General features: G+C 66.8%; 19 protein-coding genes. 5 read left to right on the top strand and 14 right to left on the bottom strand.

The window, feature by feature from the left end:
* Positions 1-56 precede the first annotated feature (56 nt).
* A complete protein-coding gene (locus G3N96_RS22065) occupies positions 57-329 on the top strand; it encodes a hypothetical protein (RefSeq protein WP_039357377.1) in 273 nt (90 codons plus the stop codon).
* Positions 330-390: 61 nt separating this feature from the next.
* On the opposite strand, the gene pip is transcribed toward G3N96_RS22065, so the two are convergent.
* Positions 391-1,323 carry a prolyl aminopeptidase gene (pip, locus tag G3N96_RS22060; RefSeq protein WP_206138460.1) on the bottom strand — a complete coding sequence of 311 codons (933 nt, stop codon included), beginning with the start codon at positions 1,321-1,323 and terminating at the stop codon, positions 391-393.
* A 319-nt stretch (positions 1,324-1,642) separates the two neighbouring features.
* Between pip and G3N96_RS22055 the strand changes: the two genes are divergently transcribed.
* Positions 1,643-2,794, top strand: coding sequence for an acyltransferase (locus tag G3N96_RS22055; RefSeq protein WP_206138459.1), 1,152 nt, complete (start codon positions 1,643-1,645; stop codon positions 2,792-2,794).
* A gap of 28 nt (positions 2,795-2,822) precedes the next feature.
* Here the strand turns inward: G3N96_RS22055 and G3N96_RS22050 are convergent, their stop codons facing one another.
* The 9 genes from G3N96_RS22050 to G3N96_RS22010 form a co-directional block, all read right to left on the bottom strand.
* Positions 2,823-3,641, bottom strand: a complete 819-nt coding sequence (locus tag G3N96_RS22050; RefSeq protein ID WP_206138467.1) for a multidrug ABC transporter ATPase — start codon at positions 3,639-3,641, stop codon at positions 2,823-2,825.
* 70 nt (positions 3,642-3,711) lie between these two features.
* A complete protein-coding gene (locus tag G3N96_RS22045; RefSeq protein ID WP_206138458.1) occupies positions 3,712-4,593 on the bottom strand; it encodes a hypothetical protein in 882 nt (293 codons plus the stop codon).
* A 79-nt stretch (positions 4,594-4,672) separates the two neighbouring features.
* Positions 4,673-5,737 (bottom strand): 2-aminoethylphosphonate aminotransferase, encoded by a 1,065-nt coding sequence (locus G3N96_RS22040; RefSeq protein ID WP_206138457.1) that lies wholly within the window; start codon positions 5,735-5,737, stop codon positions 4,673-4,675.
* On the bottom strand, positions 5,737-6,918 hold the full coding sequence (gene aepY / locus G3N96_RS22035; RefSeq protein ID WP_206138456.1) for a phosphonopyruvate decarboxylase: 1,182 nt from the start codon (positions 6,916-6,918) through the stop codon (positions 5,737-5,739). Before aepY ends, G3N96_RS22040 begins: the two co-directional genes overlap by 1 nt.
* A complete protein-coding gene (gene aepX / locus G3N96_RS22030) occupies positions 6,915-8,600 on the bottom strand; it encodes a phosphoenolpyruvate mutase (protein ID WP_089474646.1) in 1,686 nt (561 codons plus the stop codon). Before aepX ends, aepY begins: the two co-directional genes overlap by 4 nt.
* On the bottom strand, positions 8,597-9,364 hold the full coding sequence (locus G3N96_RS22025; RefSeq protein ID WP_206138455.1) for a phosphocholine cytidylyltransferase family protein: 768 nt from the start codon (positions 9,362-9,364) through the stop codon (positions 8,597-8,599). Before G3N96_RS22025 ends, aepX begins: the two co-directional genes overlap by 4 nt.
* Before the next feature lie 36 nt (positions 9,365-9,400).
* The gene (locus G3N96_RS22020) at positions 9,401-10,402 is read right to left on the bottom strand and encodes an HpnL family protein (RefSeq protein ID WP_124577549.1); all 1,002 of its coding nucleotides are present in this window, start codon (positions 10,400-10,402) and stop codon (positions 9,401-9,403) included.
* Positions 10,399-11,208 (bottom strand): 2OG-Fe(II) oxygenase, encoded by an 810-nt coding sequence (locus G3N96_RS22015; RefSeq protein ID WP_089442773.1) that lies wholly within the window; start codon positions 11,206-11,208, stop codon positions 10,399-10,401. The genes G3N96_RS22020 and G3N96_RS22015 overlap by 4 nt, the downstream gene beginning before the upstream one ends.
* Positions 11,205-11,903 carry a CDP-alcohol phosphatidyltransferase family protein gene (locus G3N96_RS22010; protein ID WP_206138454.1) on the bottom strand — a complete coding sequence of 233 codons (699 nt, stop codon included), beginning with the start codon at positions 11,901-11,903 and terminating at the stop codon, positions 11,205-11,207. The genes G3N96_RS22015 and G3N96_RS22010 overlap by 4 nt, the downstream gene beginning before the upstream one ends.
* Positions 11,904-12,556: 653 nt before the next feature.
* Here G3N96_RS22010 and G3N96_RS22005 point away from each other — a divergent pair.
* Positions 12,557-14,071, top strand: coding sequence for an acetyl-CoA hydrolase/transferase family protein (locus G3N96_RS22005; RefSeq protein ID WP_206138453.1), 1,515 nt, complete (start codon positions 12,557-12,559; stop codon positions 14,069-14,071).
* Positions 14,072-14,108: 37 nt separating this feature from the next.
* On the opposite strand, the gene G3N96_RS22000 is transcribed toward G3N96_RS22005, so the two are convergent.
* Positions 14,109-15,638, bottom strand: a complete 1,530-nt coding sequence (locus G3N96_RS22000) for a DHA2 family efflux MFS transporter permease subunit (RefSeq protein WP_069251324.1) — start codon at positions 15,636-15,638, stop codon at positions 14,109-14,111.
* Between the two features lie 122 nt (positions 15,639-15,760).
* Between G3N96_RS22000 and G3N96_RS21995 the strand changes: the two genes are divergently transcribed.
* Positions 15,761-16,201, top strand: a complete 441-nt coding sequence (locus G3N96_RS21995) for a MarR family transcriptional regulator (RefSeq protein ID WP_047850156.1) — start codon at positions 15,761-15,763, stop codon at positions 16,199-16,201.
* 257 nt (positions 16,202-16,458) lie between these two features.
* On the opposite strand, the gene G3N96_RS21990 is transcribed toward G3N96_RS21995, so the two are convergent.
* The gene (locus G3N96_RS21990) at positions 16,459-16,956 is read right to left on the bottom strand and encodes a DUF2938 domain-containing protein (protein ID WP_206138452.1); all 498 of its coding nucleotides are present in this window, start codon (positions 16,954-16,956) and stop codon (positions 16,459-16,461) included.
* 140 nt (positions 16,957-17,096) lie between these two features.
* On the opposite strand from G3N96_RS21990, the gene G3N96_RS21985 reads away from it, so the two are divergent.
* Entirely contained in the window at positions 17,097-17,522 is a 426-nt protein-coding gene (locus tag G3N96_RS21985) for a helix-turn-helix domain-containing protein (protein ID WP_089497199.1), read from the top strand.
* A 224-nt stretch (positions 17,523-17,746) separates the two neighbouring features.
* Here G3N96_RS21985 and G3N96_RS21980 read toward each other — a convergent pair whose 3' ends face one another.
* Both G3N96_RS21980 and G3N96_RS21975 read right to left on the bottom strand, forming a co-directional pair.
* Positions 17,747-18,649, bottom strand: a complete 903-nt coding sequence (locus tag G3N96_RS21980; RefSeq protein ID WP_124577559.1) for a helix-hairpin-helix domain-containing protein — start codon at positions 18,647-18,649, stop codon at positions 17,747-17,749.
* 181 nt (positions 18,650-18,830) lie between these two features.
* On the bottom strand, positions 18,831-19,450 hold a 620-nt coding region (locus G3N96_RS21975), incomplete at its 5' end, for a sigma-70 family RNA polymerase sigma factor (protein ID WP_206138451.1).

The raw sequence follows: 19,450 nt of genomic DNA, 5'->3' as shown, positions 1-19,450 counted from the left end.
GACGTCACGGCGCCGCACCGTCGCGCGTCGCCATTTTCATGCACCGGCGGCAGATCATGATCAAAAACTTCGACTACATGCTCGGCAACGAGACGATCGAGCTTTGTGCGAGCTTCGGCGCGGGCCCGGCATTCCGCCGCGTGCTCGTGAGCCGCGCGGATTCGATGGAGACGCTCGTGGTGCTCGACGCGCGCGGGCTGTCGGGTCTGCTGAAGGTCGCGACCGAAGAACCGGAAGGGCTGCTCGACGACGCGATCCGCAAGGTCGGTGACGAACAGCTCGTCGAGCGGGCGATCAACGGCCGGACGATCGTCGAAGCCGCGCTTTGATCGGGCGGCGCGTGAGCGTGCCGGCAGGCACGGCAACACGCGCCGCGTCACGTGACGTCGCTCAGGCGGCGAACCGGTCCGTCGCCGCGACCAGCGCCTCCAGAATCCCCGGCTCGTTGTACGCGTGTCCGGCACCCGGTACGATTTCGAACGTGGCATCCGGCCACGCCTTCGACAACTCCCACGCGGTGCGCGCCGGCGTCGCGACGTCATATCGGCCCTGCACGATCACGCCCGGAATGCCCGCGAGGCGATGCGCGTCGCGCAGCAACTGGCCTTCCTCGACGAAACCCTGGTTCACGAAGTAGTGGTTCTCGATGCGGGCGAACGCGAGTGCGTAGTGCCCGTCCGCGAAGTGCGCGGCGAGTTTGGGGTCCGGCAGCAGCGTGATCGTGCGGCCTTCCCAGATGCTCCACGCGCGCGCGGCTTCGAGCTTCGCGGCTTCGTCGTTGCCGGTCAGCCGGCGATGGTAGGCGGCCATCAGGTCGCCGCGCTCGGCTTCCGGAATCGGTGCAACGAAGTCTTCCCACAGGTCGGGGAACAGCCACGACGCGCCTTCCTGGTAGTACCACAGCAATTCCGCGCGACGCATCGTGAAGATGCCGCGCACGACCAGTGCGCTCACGCGTTCGGGGTGCGTTTCCGCGTACGCGATCGACAGCGCGCTGCCCCACGAGCCGCCGAACACGAGCCACTTTTCCGCGCCTACCATGTCGCGCAGGCGTTCGATATCGGCGACCAGATCCCACGTCGTGTTGTTCTCGAGGCTGGCGTGCGGCGTCGAGCGCCCGCAGCCGCGCTGGTCGAACAGCAGGATGTCGTAGCGCTCCGGATCGAACAGTCGGCGATGGTCGGGGCTGCACCCGGCGCCGGGGCCGCCGTGCAGGAACACGGCGGGCTTGCCGGCCGGGTTGCCGCAGCGCTCCCAGTAGATGCGGTGGCCGTCGCCGGTGTCGAGGTGGCCGTGGGCGTAGGGTTCGATCGGTGGGTACACAGGCAGGCTCCGGGTAAGGGTCGGCAGGAGGCGGACGACGCGCGGGCCGGTGTGCGGGCGGGGGCTATGGATATTGCGCCGCCGCAAAAATCGTTGTGTCGGCATCGGACCGGCCGCCGCCGGACAAGGCTTGTCATTATGCCCATTCGTCGCCCGGGACGTTGGCTCGTGGTGGCGTGCTTGGCCGCCGGTACGGGCCCGGGGATTTTTGAAGCAATTTCATTCCGATATTTTTCATACAAAATCCCGGCGGCATATCGGCGTGCCGAAGCGGGGCGCCGGCGTGCTGCCCATCCACCGTGCCAACGGAAACCAGCCGATGAACCATCGCGTCACGCAGTTGACCGGGTTGCGCGCCGTCGCGGTCGCGATGGTGGTGGTCGGGCACGCCGAGCACGTGCTGCCTGGCGGCTACACGGGCTGGTACGCGCCGTTGCGGCTGATCGCCGACGGCCGGCTCGGCGTGCTGATTTTCTTCGTCCTCAGCGGCTTCCTGATCACCAACGTGTTGCGCGCCGAGTTCGCGCGCACGGGTGGCATCGCGCTGACGTCGTTCTACGTGCGCCGCGCGCTGCGGATCTGGCCGGCCTGCTATGTCTATCTCGCGGCGGTGGCGATCGTGGCCTTCACCGGCTGGTTCGACGTAGATCGACGACAGTGGCTGTATGCGGCGCTGCACCTGTGGAATTACTCGGCGTGGTTCGGGCTGACCGGCGACAACGCGCTGCATCCGGACGGCGCGTGGTATCTCGGCCATTTCTGGTCGCTCGCACTCGAGGAACAGTTCTACTGGTTCTGGCCGCTGCTGTTCGTGTATGGGATGCGCCGCGGCGGCACGCGCTGGCTGGCCGCGTTGATTCTGGTCGTGCCGCTGGTGCGCGCCGTGACGTATTTCGTGGCGCCTGCGCTGCGCGGGCAACTCGGGATGATGCTGCACACGGGCGTCGATCCGATCCTGATCGGCTGTTATGTGTCGCTCAATCGCGAACGGCTTGAAGCGTGGATTCGGACCTGGCGTGGCGAGACGCGCATCGTGACCGCGATCATCGTCATCGTGCTGATCGGCATGCCGTTCGCCGAACATCGGCTCGGCGGGTTCTGGAATGCGACGTATGGCGTGACGCTTGAAGCCGCGTTGATCGCGATCGTGATCGTCGTGCTGAATTTCCGCAGCGAATTCTGGTGTGCGCGGTGGTTGCGCGCGCGGCCGGTCGTGTTCGTCGGGACGATCTCGTTCAGCCTTTATCTGTGGCAACAGCCGTTTGCGAATCCGGATCTGGCGGTGCCGCATGCGTTTCCGCTCGGGATCGTGTGGGCGCTGCTGGCTGCGACGGCCAGCTATTTTCTCGTCGAGAAACCATTCCTGCGGTTGAAGGATCGTTATTCGGCGCGCGAGGCGCGACGCGTTCGGGACGACGCGTTGCGGATGCCGACGTCGGGCGAGGCGATCGGAGCGAAGGTGGCGGAGTAGGCGGGTGGGGTGGTGCCCCGCCTGGGCGTTACTTGAAGCGCTTCATTGCGGCAGGCGAATACCAGAAGTTTCGGAACATATCGACTCCGTACGACTTGCCGTCGTAGTGGACGATCGTGCGTGCGGTGCGCTTGCCCGTCTCCGAGTAATCACCGTCCTTGCGCTGCGTCTTCGTAATATGGGCGGTGATCGACAGATCAGCAAAGCCGTGGCTCGATGTTTTCTCCACGGCGATCGTCATGCTTGCCTCTTCGCTGCGCGCGTCGCCGACACCGGGGCCGCAGGCGTCGCCCTCGACGCTGACCCACCCGTACAGGTTGGTGCCGAACACCGGACGGATGCGGTTGCCGTCGCGCACCCACAGCGTGAGCTCCTCGCTGGCGTTGGCATCGGGGCAACTCGGCCCGCGCGCGCTGCTCATAAACACGACGCCAAACGCCCGCACGTCGGGCGACAGTCGGTAGGGGGCCGTGTCGATGCGATAGCTGCTCTCGCCGATCTCCGTTGCCGCATCCTCTTCGACGACCGACTTTTCGGCAGCCACGACCTTGCCGCCTTCGACGAGCGCGATGACCTGCAGCTTGTTGCTCTCGTCCGGGTTCTTGCTTTTGGGAAGCGAATCGAATGCAACGGCCGCGATCGTCGTTTCCGGCGCATTCGGCATGACCTTGCAGGCCGACGCGACGACGAGCCGGTTCGTGTCGCGTGTGGCGATGCGTGCGCTGGCGATTCCGGCCCAGCGGGCGACGGCCACGACCGTATCGTCGCCGCAAGGCTGGCTGTCGGTGGCGTGAACAGCGGGTGCGGCGGCAATCGCCAGCACCGGAATGAAGTGAAGCGCTTTCATGGTCGGAGGAAACCGGGTTCGTCGATTGTGATGGCTGTCGCTCGTCGAATCGATGCAGTCGATAGACCGGCTATTGGTCAGGGACGGTCGAGGCTTTGTCCTTGCTGGACGGCCATCTTTCTTTAGCCAGCTCCATTTCATTTTCCTTCATTCTTTCGAGGATTAGCTTGAGACTCTCCGGGTTTTTGACGAGTTTCTCGAGCGCTTCCAGCAGGTCGTAAAAACCGATCCAGTCTTGTCGGTTTGATACATATGCGTCGATCAACGATTCCTGTTTGGTCCGCTTCCTTCCCGGTTTCGAGCGAGTTTCATTACTTGCTATTTCCTCGGGTTCCGGATCGGGTTGCTTCCTGATTTCCTCAAGCAACGCATACGTGGGCACGACGAGGAAGCGCCAGTTCGCATAATGGAGCGCGGATTCGATTCGATCGTAGGGTGCCTTGACGGTGAGCCTGCAGAACACATACAGATCGGCCCAGAGCCGTTTGAGCTTGACGATCGGGAATTCGGGGCTGTGACGATCCCATCCTTCATGTTCCTCGACCCCGTACTGCTCCTTCCCCTTTGCGACGACGTTACCCTCGCTGTCCAGCCGCTGTACGGACGACTTGACCTCCAGCCAGAACGACCGTCGATCGCCGACGAGCTCGAAGTGTTCCTCGGAAGGAAACCATTCGAAATCGACATGATCCATCACCTTCCTGGTCGGATAGGCGTCCGGTTGAGTCCTGAACAGGGCGGTGCGCACCAGGAATTCGGCGAGGTCGCCGCGAAGCGTGCCACTGCCGATGTCGGAGTACGCCCATTGCCAAAAATCGCCCACTCCAACGCACGTTCCGGCGATTCTTTTCGATGGGTCAAGCGGATCGACGAAGTCGCCGCCGTGGGTTCCTTTCTTGCGCAGCTTTTTATCCTGGGCAGCGGGTTGGTTTGCGTCTGGAGAGGTCGTCATGAGTCTCGGCGGGAACAAAGAAGGATGCAAAAAAAGGCCCATAAGGGCCTTTCCGTTAACGGGCGGGAAACATGGCCACTTACCGCGTCAACGCCGTAAACCCTTCCAGCAACCGCTCAACGTCAGCCGCCTGAATCGCGCCCATCGTCGAGATGCGGAACAATTCCTTCGACAACCCGCCTTGCCCCGCATAGATCACGAAGCCACGCGCCTTCAGCCCGTCATGCAGCGTCTCGTACGTCACACCTTGCGGCAACCGATAAGCACGAAGAACGACCGACGATTCACCTTCCGGCAACACCAGCGGCATCCCGCGCGCCGCGAGCCCGGCTTGCGCCTGATCGGCGAGCGCCTTGTAATGCGCATGCCGCGCACGCCAGCCGCCGGCTTCGTCAAACTCGCGCAGCGCCTCGACAAGTGCGTAATAAGCATGCACGGAAGGCGTGAACGGCGTATTGCGCTGATCCTGCAGCTTCGCGAGACGGCCGAGGTCGAGGTAGTAAGTACGGCTTGCAGCCTTCACGAGCGCACTACGACGCACGATCACGAACGCTGCGCCCGGCACGCCGTGCAGGCACTTGTTCGCGGTCGCGGCAACGGCGTCGATGTCACCGCCGGCAAAATCGATCGCTTCCGCGCCAAAGCTGCTTACACCGTCAACGAGCATCTTCACGCCGCGCGAACGGCAGACTTCCGCGATCGCGCCGAGATCGTTCAGGCGACCCGTCGTCGTTTCGTGATGGATCACGGCGACATGCGAGTAACCACCCGCGTCGAGGCGCGCGGCGATTTGCGCAAGATCAGGCGCCTGCATCCACTCATGCTTGAGCACCTCATGCGCGATCCCATACTGCGTCGCGATCTGCGTAATCCGCTCGCCATAAACACCGTTCTCGATCACGAGCAGCTTGCCGTCCTTCGGCACGAGTGCCGCGATCATGCTTTCGACAGCGGCCGTACCCGAGCCCGTCATCAGCACAGCCGTCCACTCGGCCGGATCAAGCTCATACGCAGCAACGAGACGCGCACGCGCCTCATCCTGCAGATCGAAGAATTCGCTTTCGCGATGGCACAGGTCGGGTTGCAGCAGGCTGCGGCGCACGCGTTCGGTGAGCGTGACCGGGCCGGGGTTCAGCAGCAGCATCAATGGGCTCCTTCAACGTGGGCTTCGGTCTGCGCGGCGCCGATGTGCCGCATCAGACGGGTCTTGACCTCGACCGGCGTGACGGTCGGGCGGGGCAGGCCGTCGGGCACGCCGGTGCGGATCGCCAGTCGCACGAACTGCGCACCATCGGCCGACGAAGCAAGCGCCGTATCAAGCACGTCCAGCGTGTCGCCTTCGACCGCCGACGCATACCCGCACGCGGCAGCCACACCCGCGAACGAAACATGTTGCGACACGGTGGCCTGGCCACCCGTCGATTCGTGCGCGCCGTTGTCGAGCAGCACGTGCGTGAGGTTGGCCGGGCCGTAGGTGCCGAGCGTCGCGAACACGCCCATGCGCATCAGCGCGGCGCCGTCGCCGTCGACCGCAACGACACGCAGGTCGGGGCGCGCAAGCGCGAGGCCGAGCGCCATCGGCGTCACGCAGCCCATCGAGCCGACCATGTACAGCTGGTTCGGGCGATCGTCGATGGCGTAGAGTTCGCGGCCGCAGAAGCCGGTCGACGCGAGCACGACGGTCGAGTCGACCGGCGTATGCGCGATCACGCGCTGCAGCGCGTCGTGACGGGTCGGCCAGGCTTCGGCCGACGCCGCGCGCGACGACGCTTGCGCGGCGACATGCGCACGCGGCTTCGCGGCCGGATTCGATTTCAGTTCATACGGCGCGACGCTGCCTTTCTGCATCACGAGCGCGTACGGGCGGCCCGTCGCGTCCATGTGCGCGATCGCGCGGTCGAGTGCCGGGCCGACCTGTGCGGGGTCGGTCGGGAACGTCTCCCACGGGATCTCCATCGTGTCGAGCATCGCGGGCGTGATTGGGCCCATCAGCGCGTGCTGCGGCTCGTCGGCCACGCCCGGCTGGCCGCGCCACGTGACGATCAGCAACTGCGGCAGCCGGAACGTCCACGTGAGCGACGTGAGCGGGCTCACCGCGTTGCCGAGCCCCGAGTTCTGCATCATCGCGATGCCGCGCTTGCCGCCGAGCGTCGCACCCGCGATCAGCGCGACCGCGTCGCCTTCGTTCGCGGCCGACACGTAATTCAGCGTCGGGTCCTGCAGCACGTAATTGATGAACGGCGTCAGGTACGAGCAGGGCACGCCCGCGTACCAGTCGAAACCGCGCGCGCGCGCGGCCTCGACGAACTGGGCCGCGTCGATCATTGCGCGCCCCCGTTGCCGGCACCCGGTTCGGACAGCGGCGTCTGGCCGTGCGCGAAGTCGCCCGCGCGGCGGAAGTCCTCGAGATCGTTGACGCCGCGCCAGTGGCCGTGCACGTACTGCACCTCGATCTTCTCGCCGGCGGCGATCAGTTCGTTGAGCAGCGACGGGATATCGAGCGTGTCGAAATCAGGACGGGCCTGCAGCGTCGCGAGCATGGCCTTCAGGCGATCGACACCGGCGCCGCGCACGTTCAGCAGGCCGATCCAGCGGCCGTGCGGCGTGCCTGCGGCGACGTCGCTCGAGACGCGTTGCAGGAACGTCTTCTGGCCGAACAGGCCGCGATCGTCCGCGGCGGAGCAGAGCGCGAAATCGCGCACGCTCTGGTTGGTCTCGGTGAGCGACGAATCGACCACCACGCTGAACTCGGCCTCGCTCTCCGCGAGGTCGCGCACGATGTAGCTGCGGAACAGCAGGTCGCCGTACGAAATCACGGTGTCGCCGGTCAGGCGGTCGGCCGCGCAGGCGAGCGACGCGAGTTCGCCCGTCTGTGCATGGCGTTCGTTGACGACGAGCTTGATGCCCGACGTGTCGATCGCGTCGGCGCGATAGCCGCCGACCACGGTGATGTCGTTCACGCCGTGCGTCTTGAAGCCGTCGACGAGCCAGCGCAGCAGCGGCTTGCCGGCGACCGGCAGCATGACCTTCGGCTTGTCTTCGGTCACGGCTTCGAGGCCCTTGCCGCGGCTCGCGGCGAGCACGATCGCCGCGTTCGACGCGCGCGACGACGACGACAGGTAGATACGCTCGGCCGCCGAGTATTCGTCGGCGTCCTGCAGGCGGAAGATCTCGTTGACCGATGCAACGCGGTCTTCGACGTTGATCAGCGTTTCGCTCTCGTGGATCTCGCGTGCGGTCGCCTGCATCGCGGAGGCCGACGCGCGGATCAGGTGGTTCGCCCAGATCACGGTGCTGATGCCGGCCTGGCGGAACACGTCGGTCGGCGTGCTGTAGTACTTGGTCGGCACGATCACCAGCGGCGCCTTGCCGCTCCATTCGCGTGCGAATTGCAGGATCTCGTCCGGACGCGACAGCTTGCTGTGGATCAGGATCGCGTCGGCGCCGGCTTCCGCGTACGCGTTCGCGCGGCGCAGCGCCTCGTCCATGCCCCAGCCGGCGATCAGCGCTTCGACACGCGCGACGATCGAGAAGTCGGGATCGGTCTGCGAATCCTTGCCGGCCTTGATCTTGCCGCAGAACTCGTCGATTTCCGCGAGCGGCTGGCGCTCGCCGCCGATGAAGCTGTTGGTCTTCGGGAACTGCTTGTCCTCGATACAGACGCCGGCGATGCCGCGCTGCTCGAGCTTCTTCACGAGGCGGCGCACGTTGTTGAAGTTGCCGTAGCCGGTGTCGCCGTCGAGCAGGATCGGCAGGTCGCTCGCGTCCGCCATGAATTCGAGCACGTCGACGACCTGGGTCCAGCTCGCCTCGTTGTTGTCACGCACGCCGAACTGCGCGGAGATCGCGAGGCCCGATGCCCAGATGCCCTTGAAGCCGGCTTCGCGGACGATCCGCGCGGACAGGCCGTTGTGCGCTTCCATCAGGAATTCGAGGTCGCTGCTGACGAGCATGCGGCGCAGGCGTGCGCTGCGCGATTCGGTGAAATTGGGTTCGCGTGCGTTCATCGTGCGACTCCTGCGGTAGTGCGTTGAATCAGGGGGAGGATTTCTTGCGTGGCGCGAGCGACGTCGTTCGGGAAGTCGATCTCGATCCACGGCGAGCCGGTGACGTCGGCGACGTCGAACGAGTGACCGCCTTCGAGCAGCAGGTCGCGCACGGCTTCTTCGTGCGGCATGTTCGCGCGGCCGCTGTCGACGTAGCCCGCGACGATCGTCGCGAGGCGGCGCGCGGTGCCTTCGGTGAAGCGGAAGAAGCCGACCGATTCGCCGATCGTGTCGTAGTCGAGGTCGATTGCAAGCTGCTTGCGCAGCTCGACGGGCACGCCGTTCTTCAGGCACAGCTTGACGGGCTCGTCGCCGGCTTCGAAGTCGCGATCGATCAGCAGGCGGTCGACCGCCTTGTCGGCATCGGCCACCAGCGCGTGCAGGATGTTCTCGTCATACAGCACGTCGGCGTCCATCAGCAGCACGTCGCCGCCGCGCGTCATCGCCTCGGCGACGGTATGCACGGTCAGCACGCTGCCGAGGTCGTAGCGGTCGTTGATCACGATCTCGGCCTGGCGGCCGAGACGCTTCAATTCCTGCTCGACCTTCTCGTGCTGGAAGCCCAGCCCAAGCACGATCTCGTCGACGCCCGCGGCATCGAGTACGCGCAGATGGCGCTCGAGCAGCGACACGTCGTCGAAGCGCAGCAGGCACTTCGGGTACTGCGCCTCGGGCGGTTGTTGCAGGCGCAAGCCGAGGCCTGCCGCAAGAATGATGGCTCGCATGGGTTCTCCAACCAAAAAGCCGGCGGATCTGAACGATCAGTCGGCGAGCGGCTGCGGCGCACGGCGCCGCTGCCAGTTTCTTTCACTGAAATGCAGATAGAGCAGGCCGGGCAGGCCGAGCGCGAGTTCGCGCGCGCGTTTCGCAAGCGACAGCGCGAGCGCCGCATCGGGCGGCAGTCCGACCAGCGGCGCGAGCAGCAGGTAACCGCCTTCCTGCGCGCCGAGCGAGCCCGGGATCGCGAAGGCCGCGCCACGAATGGCCTGGCCGACACTCTCGAGCAGCAGCGCGTCGAGCCAGCTCACCGGGTGCCCGAGGAAGTGCAGCGCGAGCCACACTTCGGCGGTGCCGACGATCCAGCCGACGAGACTCAATGCGAAGGTCTTCGCGACCTTCGCACGATCGCGGTACAGCGCGCCGACCGCATCGTCGATCGCGTCGGCGCGGGTGGCCAGCGACGACCAGTCGCGCGGGCCGAGCAGCTTCGACGCGAGGCGCAGCCCGCGGCCGAACAGCCCGCGCCGCTGCGCCGCATAGAACGCGATGGCGAGGGCGCCGAGCACGCCGGTGGCGATCAGCGCGGGCGTGCGCAGGTGCGCGACCGATTCGTGCGTCGCATACAGGCTGAACGCGGCGATGCCGATCAGCGCGAACGCCATCTGCGAGAGCGCCTGCATCGTCGTGCTGACCGTGACGGCTGCCGCCGCGTCGGCCATCCGCGTGCCGCGCTGCGCGAGGTGGCGCACCATCAGCACCGGGCCGCCGATCTGCCCGGCGGGCAGCAGGCTGTTCACCGATTCGCCGACCCAGCGCGCGCGCAGCGCGTTGCCGAGCTCGGCGCCCGGCTGGCCGGGGCGGAACATCACGGAGATCGCGATCGCGTCGATCACGAGCGGCACGACGTGGAACGCCGCGACGAGCGCGAGCCCCCAGCCGGCCGCGAGGAACGTGGACGCGACCGCACCGACGCCCTGCCAGGCAAGGAGTGCAACGAAGAGTGCGGTCCCGAGGGACAGCAGGATCAGGCCGGCGCGTGTCATGACCCGGTCGTGCGTCGCGTTGCCAGTTGCTTGAACACCTGGCGGAAACCGAAATACGCGATCGCGTCCTTCATGTTCGAGATGAAGCGCTTCCACGGCCGCATGCCGGGGTTCGTCACGTATTCGAACGTGAGCGACACGCGCATCTCGTTCTGGCCGAGCGGCGTGATGCGGTGGCGCAGCTTGTCGCCGTCGAACAGCACGATGCCGCCGTCGGCGATCTGCACGGAGCCCGGTTCGTCGGCGACGTCCGGATTGCGCGTGTGCAGCTCGTAGTCGAGCCGGCACGACGATTCGTCGATCACGCCGATCAGCAGCGTGTAGCGGCGGCCGTCGTAGTACGACGTGTCGTAGTGCCAGCCGATGTGGTCGCCGGGCTTCGTGTAGTAATACAGCGCGTACGCGTGCGGATCGTCGTCCGGCGACAGCATCAGCTTGTCGCCCGTGACTTTCTCGAGGAACGAGATCAGTGCCTTCGAGCGATACAGTTCGGCGATGTACGGCGCCTGCTCGTCGATCGTATGACGGCTGACGCTGCCGCCTTGCTTGTGACCGGGCAGGTAATTGCGGTTCAGGCCGGCCTGCATCGCGCGGGCGGCGTCGGCCAGCTTCGCGTGCGCGTCGGCCGGCAGGAAGGTGTCGAGATAAAGGAACGAGCCCTGGCGCGTGTAGTCGCCGCGCAGGCGGTCGAGGTCGAGCTGGCCGACGCGGTCGGCCACGGTGCGATCGGGGTCGGCCGCGGCCGCGCGCACGGGCGCGGGGCGTGCCGGGCTCAGCACGGAGTCGTCGCGCGTGCTAGGAGTCATTTGGAAGCCTGGATTTCGGTTGGGTTCTGCGCGGCGGCCGGGTTCTGCGGGAGGTTGCGGCGCCGCACGATGCGCCACCAGTCGAACACGACCCACGCGGCGAACAGCGGGGCGCCGATCGACGCCGCGAGCAGGAACGGCTCGACGCCGTCGAACAGCGTCACGAGCGGCAGCAGGTACAGCACGTCTTCGGTCTCGAAGCCGCCGGCGAATGCCTGCTTGGTGCCGGCCTTGCCGGCGAACGATTCGATCCGCATGCGCAGGAAGAAGATCAGCGCGACGGCCGCGCCGGCCACCGCGCCGAGCAGCACCGGCGAAGCGGCCATCTGGCCGCCCTGGGCGACGATGCCGACGCCCATGCTGACGAACAGCGCGACCGTGACGAGCGCGTCTGCCGCGAGGTCGTAAAAATGACCGATCTTGCTGGATTTCCCGCTGATGCGCGCGAGTTCGCCATCGGTGTGGTCGACGAAGTTCGACAGCACGATCAGGAACGCGCCTGCATTGCTCCAGCCGAAGCCGCCGTGCGCGAGGCACCAGGCGCCGGCGAGGCCGATCAGCAGGCGAACGGTAGTGAGGTGATTCGGGGTGACGGGCGTGTCGACGAGCGGTCGGACAAGCGAGCGCGCCAGCCGCGCATCCCAGGTGCGCGGCAGGGGCGGTTCGGAACGTGTGGCGGTTTTTCTTTGGTCCATCGGCGAAATATATACGGAATTGTAATTTGGTGCTTTTTATTCGATCAATGTCCTGACATGAAGGAGTGTTACCGCGTCTTGCGGCGATCGGCCGGCCGAAAAGCGCATGCGCGAAAGGGCGGCCAACCGGGGCGGCGGCATTCGTATTCCAGTGTGGTCCGCGTCGCGCGACTGTCAAGGGCGGACGGGCCTCACAGGCCGGTGCGGCGGGGCTTTGCGCGCTTCCCGCCGCGCGTCGCGCGGCGCGTGCGCGCTTGACGTGCGTCAGGTCGGGACAAGCCGCCTCGGGTGACAATTGGCCGCGCCGGACGGGCGTCGGTCATTGCCGATCCGCAGGCGATAAAGCGCACTGGAAATTCGGCGATTGATGCGCGTGAGTTGTCGATCGGCGACCAGTCGTTCTGCCCGATGCTTTCGCGCACCTTTCGTGTGCATCCGATTTAAACGGCGCGCCTGTCACAGAACGGTCGTTCGATACCCGGCAAATCCGGCAAGGATCTTTTGCATCTGGCGGACATTTCGCGGCGATGGCCTCTGCGATACTCCGACCGTGCCTGTGGTGCCGGCCGCCCCTCGCGGCCCCAAGGGCTTCATGTCGCTCAGGAGACACCCCCCGCGACGTCAACGACAGACCCAAGCGTCAGAAACCAGCCATGTCTTCATCACGCATCCTCGCTCCCGCCCTGCGTTCGCTCGTCCGCACCGCCGACGAAGCCGCCGCGCTGATCCGTCCCGGCATGACCGTCGCCATGAGCGGCTTCACGGGCTCCGGCTATCCGAAGGCCGTCCCGGCCGCGCTTGCCGCCCACATCGACGCGGCGCACACGCGCGGCGAGGACTTCCGGATCAACGTGCTGACGGGCGCGTCGACCGCGCCGGAACTCGACGGCGCGCTCGCCCGCACCAACGGCATCTCGATGCGCCTGCCGTACCAGTCCGACCCGACGTTGCGCGACAAGATCAACGGCGGCGAAGTCGATTACCAGGACGTCCACCTGAGCCACGTCGCGCAGTACGCGTGGTTCGGGCTGTACGGCGATCTCGATGTCGCGATCGTCGAAGTCGCGGGCATCCGCGAGGACGGGCTGCTGATTCCGTCCGCGTCGATCGGCAACAACAAGACCTGGCTCGAACGCGCGAAGCACGTAATCCTCGAGGTCAACTCGCGCCAGCCGCTCGGCCTCGACGGGATGCACGACGTCTATTACGGCACCGCGCTGCCGCCGCACCGCAAGCCGATTCCGCTGACGAAGAGCGACGACCGGATCGGCGAGCCGTACCTGCGCTGCCCGGCCGACAAGATCGTCGCGATCGTCGAGACCGACGCGCCGGATCGCAGCAATGCGTTCTCCGCGCCGGACGCGACGTCCAGGCAGATCGCGCTGCAACTGATCGACTTCCTGCGCCATGAAGTGAAGCGCGGCCGCCTGCCGGAAAACCTGCTGCCGCTGCAGTCGGGCGTCGGCAACATCACGAACGCGGTGCTCGCGGAGCTCAGCTCGGCCGGCTTCTCGAACCTGACCGCGTACACCGAAGTGATCCAGGACGGCATGCTCGACCTGCTGCAGGACGGCACGCTGCGCTTCGCGTCGGCCACCGCGCTGTCGCTGAGCCCGGCCGCCGTGCAGCGCTTCGCCGACGAAATCGCGACGTTCCGCGAGAAGATCGTGCTGCGCCCGCAGGAGATCAGCAACCATCCGGAGCTCGTGCGCCGGCTCGGCTGCATCGCGATGAACGGGATGATCGAGGCCGACATCTACGGCAACGTGAACTCAACGCACGTGATGGGCACGAAGATCCAGAACGGCATCGGCGGCTCGGGCGACTTCGCGCGCAACGGCTACCTGTCGTGCTTCATGTCGGCGAGTACCGCGAAGGGCGGTGCGATCTCGCGGATCGTGCCGATGGCGAGCCACGTCGACCACACCGAGCACGACGTCGCGGTGGTCGTCACCGAGCAGGGCCTCGCGGATTTGCGCGGCCTGTCGCCGAAGCAGCGCGCACGCAAGGTCATCGCGACCTGCGCGCATCCCGACTACCGGCCGATGCTCGAGGATTACTTCGAGCGCGCGTCGCGCGAAAGCTTCGGCAAGCACACGCCGCACCTGCTCGCCGAGGCGCTGTCGTGGCACGAGCGCTATGTGCGCACGGGCACGATGAAGGTCTGACGCGGGGCGAAGCGGGCGCGCGCCGTGCGTGTGCCCGTCAATCCATCGCCGCGTGCGCGATCTCCACGCTCGCCGCTTTCTGCGGCGGGCGGATCAGCAGCAACAGCGGAATCATCAGCAGCGTCGCGACGAACATCAGCTTGAAGTCGTTCAGGTACGCGATCATCGACGCCTGCTGGTTGATCGTGCGGTCGAGCAGCGCGATATCGAGGCGGCTGCCGGCCATCGCCTGGACGGCCGGATTGAACGGCGTGATATGGGTCGCGAGGTCGGCATGCGCGACCTGCGTGTTGCGCGTCATCAGCGTCTGCACGATCGAGATGCCGATACTGCTGCCGATGTTGCGCATCAGGCTGTAGGTGGCCGTGCCGTCCGCGCGCAGGTCGGGCGGCAGCGTCGAGAACGACAGCGCGCTCAGCGGCACGAACACGAGCCCCAGCCCGAAGCCCTGCACCACGCCGGGCCACACGATGTCCGCTTCGGACAGCACGACCGTGTACTGCATCATCTGCCAGAGCGCGAGCGCGGAAATCGACAGCCCCGCGAGCAGCAGCATCCGCGCATCCACGTATTTCAGCAGCCTGCCGACGAACAGCATCGCGATCATCGTGCCGGCGCCGCTCGGCGCGGTGACGAGGCCCGTGGTCGCGACCGGGTAGCCCATCAGGTTCTGCAGCATCGGCGGCAGCAGCGCGCGGGTCGCGTACAGCACCGCGCCGACCACGAAGATGAACAGCGTGCCCGTCGCGAAGTTGGGGTCGCGCAGCAGTTCCGACTTGAAGAACGACGCCTTGCCGACGGTCGCCGTATGCACGAGGAAGAACGCGAAGCTGAGCGCCGCGACGATCGCCTCGATGCGGATCTCGTACGAGCCGAACCAGTCGAGCTGTTCGCCGCGGTCGAGCATCGCCTGGAACGCGCCGATCGCGAGCGCCAGCGTCGCGAAGCCGAACGCGTCGAACTTCACGTGCGGGCGCGGCGCGCGCGCGGGCAGGAAGGTCATCACGCCGGCGAGCGCGAACGCGCCGATCGGCACGTTGATGAAGAACACCCAGCGCCAGTTGTAGCTGTCGGTGAGCCAGCCGCCGAGCGTCGGGCCGAGGATCGGGCCGACCATCACGCCCATCCCCCAGATCGCCATCGCCTGGCCTTGTTTCTCGCGCGGATTGATGTCGAGCAGGATCGACTGCGACAGCGGCACCAGCGCGGCGCCGAACACGCCCTGCAGCAGGCGCGCGCCGACGATCTGCACGAGCGTCTCGGACAGCCCGCACAGCGCCGACGCAACCGTGAAGCCCGCGATCGACACGATCAGCAGCCGTTTCACGCTGAGCCGGTCGGACAGCCAGCCGGTGAGCGGGGTCGCGATCGCCGCGGCGACGATATACGAGGTCAGCACCCACGTGATCTCGTCCTGCGACGCGGACAGCGTGCCCTGCATGTGCGGCAGCGCAACGTTCGCGATCGTGCTGTCGAGGGTCTGGATCAGCGTGGCGAGCATGATCGACAGGGTCAGCATCGGCCGGTTCAGGGCGGGCGAGGCGGGGGCGTCGGCGGCGGGATTCAAGCGGGTGTCTCCACGGGGCGGTCGCCGTGGGCGGCGATCCGGTATGGCTGGAATTATAAGCACGCTTATTATATATCCGCTTATCGCCGGGGCACGGCCGGCTTGACCCCTATAATCGCCGCATGGACAAGACTTACGAGAACCGGATCGGCTACTTGATCGCCGATGTCGCCCGCCTGAACGGACGCCTGTTCGACCGGCGCGCGAAGCGCATCGGGCTGACCCGCGCGCAAAGCCGCGTGCTCGCGTACCTGACGTGGAAGGGCGAGATGAATCAGGCGCGGCTCGCCGAATGGCTTGAGATCGCGCCGATCTCGCTCACGCGGTTGCTCGACCGGATGGAAAGCTACGGCTGGATCGAGCGCATCGCGAACGATGACGACCGCCGCGCATTCGTGATCCGGCTGACCGACAAGTCGCGCGAGATCTTTCCGCAGATGCTCGAGGTGGGTGACACCGTCGCCGACGACGGGCTGCGCGGCTTCACGCCCGACGAGCGCGATACGCTGGTGCGGTTGCTCGGGCGCGTGCGCCACAACCTGATCGACTGCGGCGGGGAATGACGTGGCCCGCCGGTCGGCCGGGCCGGATGAACGACTTGAAAACACCGGGTGGCAGCGCGCGAGCACGCCGCGTGTGCCTCCATGCCGGCATGTGGCGTTGTCATCGTCGTTGCGCGGGCGCCAATGCCTGGCGCGACCTTCGTCGGGCCGGCACAGGACGGATGCGGCCGCCATGCCGGACGAAGCGCTTGCGTGGGGATCGAGGTCGGCTCGGTTGAGCCGACGCTAGCCTTTATGGTCTCCGGGAGTCCATGTGCTCAACGGGCCAGTGCCGCGAGCGCGTACGCTGCTAGATAAAGCCCCACACCGTAGGACAAATGCGTGATGAGACTGCGCCGCCGCGCGACGCCCGGCTGCGGTGTGCGCGACGCCGCGATGCCGAAACCGAACGCGGGCTGCATCACGAAGAACGGGGCGACGACGCTGACGAGGCCGGTGACGAGTGCGGGCAGCGGCGTCGGCGCGTCGATCCACGCCGGGCCTGCGATCAAAAGAGGCAGTGCCGTGAACGCGATGCCGATCGTGTAATGCGCGATCCAGCCGAGCGTGCGTTCGCCCGGTACGGGCGCCGCGGCGACGATCGACGCGTGCCGGAACCGGCCGTGCATCATGTGACCGATCCAGCGGCCGACCAGCGCATAGTCGAGCGACGGAATGCCGAATGCACGCCGCCGAAACAGTGTCCACAGATCCATCACGAGCGTGGCGCCCGTGCCGATCAGCAGCAGGTCGGGCAGGACGTCGGGCACGCTCATCGCATCCCTCGGCAGAGCAGGGAACGGGCTGCGCGGTGCAGCGGAGTACGGCATCGTTTCAGCGGTTTCATGGCAGTCCGGGCTTGTCTTCATGGAGTCGAGCGACTATCTTGCAACTTCAAGTTCACTTGAGGTCAAGCATGAGCCGGCTGGACATCGCAGAGGTGGCGCGACGCTCGGGATTGCCCGCGTCGACGCTGCGCTACTACGAGGAAAAAGGGCTGATCGTGCCGATCGGCCGCCACGGGCTGCGGCGGCAATACGACGAGTCGGTGCTGGAGCGCCTGGCGCTGGTCGCACTGGGCCGCGAGGCCGGCTTTTCGCTCGACGACATCCTCGCGATGGTCGGCACGGACGGCCTGCCCGCGATCGATCGCGCGAAGCTCGACGGCAAGGCCGACGAACTCGACCGCACGATCCGCCGTCTCGGCGCCGTGCGCGATGCGTTGCGGCATGCGGCCGTGTGCCCGGCATCGAACCATCTCGAATGCCCGTCGTTCCAGAAGCTGCTGCGGATCGCCGCGCATCGCCATCCGGCGCGCCGCACGAAGACGGAAGGCGCGTAGGCGGCAGGTGATTCCGGTTCGCTGGAAGGGCGGCTACATGGTGAAGTTCCGGTTCGGCGTACCGAATCGGAACAGTAAAGACGATCACGGGCCGCATTCGACCTGGTTCCATCTCGCGGCAGACCATTCCGTCCGCCGATCGCGCGCGCTCACCCGTGCATGTCGCCCGATCGCGTCGGCGCTCGATGTCCCGTTCGATGTCGACGAAACCGGCGACGACTGATTCATCCCGCGTAGTACACGCGGCATTCCTGCTCGCGCCCGCGCACGATGCGCTTGCCGACGAGCGAGCCGTACGTTTCGGTGAAGACGGTGCGCTGGTTTTCGCGCTGCAAGGCGTCGTAGAAATAGAGCGAGACCCAGTCCGTCGGGCGGGACGCTTCCGGCGTGCGCATCGCGGCATGCAGGCACAGCGCGGTGAAATGCCAGCCGCCCTTGGTCATGTGCATCACGGGCAGCGGCACGGAGTCGTCCGCATTCGGCCGCCGATGCGCGGTGACGCGTTGCACGAAGCCAGGCGTCGGCAACACGCCGGCGGCGGCCTTGTTGCGGTACAGGCGGTCGATGTAGAGCAGCAGTTCGACGGGCGGCTCGGTGCCGGGGCCGGCGTCCTGCACGTGGCCCTGCCAGCGCCGGCGGCGGCTCAGCACGTCGTCGAGCGCGGCGCGGATGCCGGCCGCGCGCCGCGGGCCGACGCCCGAGATCGTTTCGAGCTGGCCGTTGCGGGCCGCGCGTTCGAGTTCCTCGAGGGTATCGATGTGCAGCAGGTCGTGAATGCGCAGCGCGAGCGCGTGGCCGATGCCCGGCACCGCTTCGAACGCGGAGGTGCGTTCGGCGTCGCCGCACAGCCGGTCGAGCTGGCGCCAGCGCCCCGTCACCAGCAACTCGGCCATTGCCTGGGCGACGCCCGTGCCGACCTCGGGCAGCATCCCGAGCGCATCGACGCCGCCGGATTCGAACAGGGTGCGGATGTCGAGGTCGAGCGCGTCGACCGTCTCGGCCGACGCGCGGTACGCGGCGACCCGGTACGGATTCGCGCCCTGGTCAGCCAGCCGCTGCGCCGCCTCGCGCAGGCAGGCCGCGATATGCCGGTTTTCCTCGAACGTTTGGCTGACGGTCGTCTGCATGGCGAGGGACCTGGGGAAGCACAAACGGAACGGACACGGTGAACGATGCGCCGGTCGCCTTTTCATCATTGTCGCGACACGCGATGAAGAAAACTTGACGCACGTCAATGGCAAACGTAGCACAGGTTCGACGCGCACGGTCGTGCCGGAAAGCGGCACGACCGTGCGTCGCGTGATGCGATCAAGCGTCGAGGAACGACTGCGCGTTTTCGGCCTCGGCCGCCGTGCGCAACGTGGCGAGCGCCCGCTTCTCGATCTGCCGGACGCGTTCGCGCGACATGCCCGCGTCCTGCGCGATCGCGTCGTAGGTATCGGGCTCGGCGCCGCCGAGGCCGAACCGCCGGCGCAGCACGTCGGCCTCGGCCGGCGTGACCGACCGGAGCAGCGACCTCACGCATTCGCGCATCCGCGTGTCGGCCAGTTGCTCGAACGGGCTGGCCGACGCCTGGTCCTCGATCAGCTCGACGAGACCGGTGTCCGCATCGGGCAGCGGCGCGTCGAGCGACACGGGTTCGGCGGGCAGCGCGAGCACCGCGCGCAGCTTGTCCTCGTCGAGGCCGGTTTCGGCCGCGAGGTCGGCCGGCGTCGCCCGGCGGCCCGTGCGCTGCCGAAAACGCAGCGCCTGCCGCTGCACCCGCTGGTACTGGTCGCCGACGTGCACGGGCACGCGGATCGTGCGGGCGCGATCCGCGACCGCGCGCGTGATCGCCTGGCGGATCCACCAGGTCGCATAGGTCGAGAACTTGAACCCGCGCCGGTATTCGAATTTCTCGATCGCGCGCATCAGGCCGAGACTGCCGA

This window comes from Burkholderia sp. Se-20373 (assembly GCF_017104705.1).
Classification (GTDB): Bacteria; Pseudomonadota; Gammaproteobacteria; order Burkholderiales; family Burkholderiaceae; genus Burkholderia.
This window is presented reverse-complemented; position numbering and strand designations above follow the sequence as displayed.

Bases quoted from the DNA above. Each gene is read 5' to 3' on its own strand.
- G3N96_RS22065 (WP_039357377.1), top strand. From the start codon at position 57: ATGATCAAAAACTTCGACTACATGCTCGGCAACGAGACGATCGAGCTT.
- G3N96_RS22055 (WP_206138459.1), top strand. From the start codon at position 1,643: ATGAACCATCGCGTCACGCAGTTGACCGGGTTGCGCGCCGTCGCGGTC.
- G3N96_RS22050 (WP_206138467.1), bottom strand. From the start codon at position 3,641: ATGAAAGCGCTTCACTTCATTCCGGTGCTGGCGATTGCCGCCGCACCC.
- G3N96_RS22045 (WP_206138458.1), bottom strand. From the start codon at position 4,593: ATGACGACCTCTCCAGACGCAAACCAACCCGCTGCCCAGGATAAAAAG.
- G3N96_RS22040 (WP_206138457.1), bottom strand. From the start codon at position 5,737: ATGCTGCTGCTGAACCCCGGCCCGGTCACGCTCACCGAACGCGTGCGC.
- aepY (WP_206138456.1), bottom strand. From the start codon at position 6,918: ATGATCGACGCGGCCCAGTTCGTCGAGGCCGCGCGCGCGCGCGGTTTC.
- aepX (WP_089474646.1), bottom strand. From the start codon at position 8,600: ATGAACGCACGCGAACCCAATTTCACCGAATCGCGCAGCGCACGCCTG.
- G3N96_RS22025 (WP_206138455.1), bottom strand. From the start codon at position 9,364: ATGCGAGCCATCATTCTTGCGGCAGGCCTCGGCTTGCGCCTGCAACAA.
- G3N96_RS22020 (WP_124577549.1), bottom strand. From the start codon at position 10,402: ATGACACGCGCCGGCCTGATCCTGCTGTCCCTCGGGACCGCACTCTTC.
- G3N96_RS22015 (WP_089442773.1), bottom strand. From the start codon at position 11,208: ATGACTCCTAGCACGCGCGACGACTCCGTGCTGAGCCCGGCACGCCCC.
- G3N96_RS22010 (WP_206138454.1), bottom strand. From the start codon at position 11,903: ATGGACCAAAGAAAAACCGCCACACGTTCCGAACCGCCCCTGCCGCGC.
- G3N96_RS22005 (WP_206138453.1), top strand. From the start codon at position 12,557: ATGTCTTCATCACGCATCCTCGCTCCCGCCCTGCGTTCGCTCGTCCGC.
- G3N96_RS21995 (WP_047850156.1), top strand. From the start codon at position 15,761: ATGGACAAGACTTACGAGAACCGGATCGGCTACTTGATCGCCGATGTC.
- G3N96_RS21990 (WP_206138452.1), bottom strand. From the start codon at position 16,956: ATGAGCGTGCCCGACGTCCTGCCCGACCTGCTGCTGATCGGCACGGGC.
- G3N96_RS21985 (WP_089497199.1), top strand. From the start codon at position 17,097: ATGAGCCGGCTGGACATCGCAGAGGTGGCGCGACGCTCGGGATTGCCC.
- G3N96_RS21980 (WP_124577559.1), bottom strand. From the start codon at position 18,649: ATGCAGACGACCGTCAGCCAAACGTTCGAGGAAAACCGGCATATCGCG.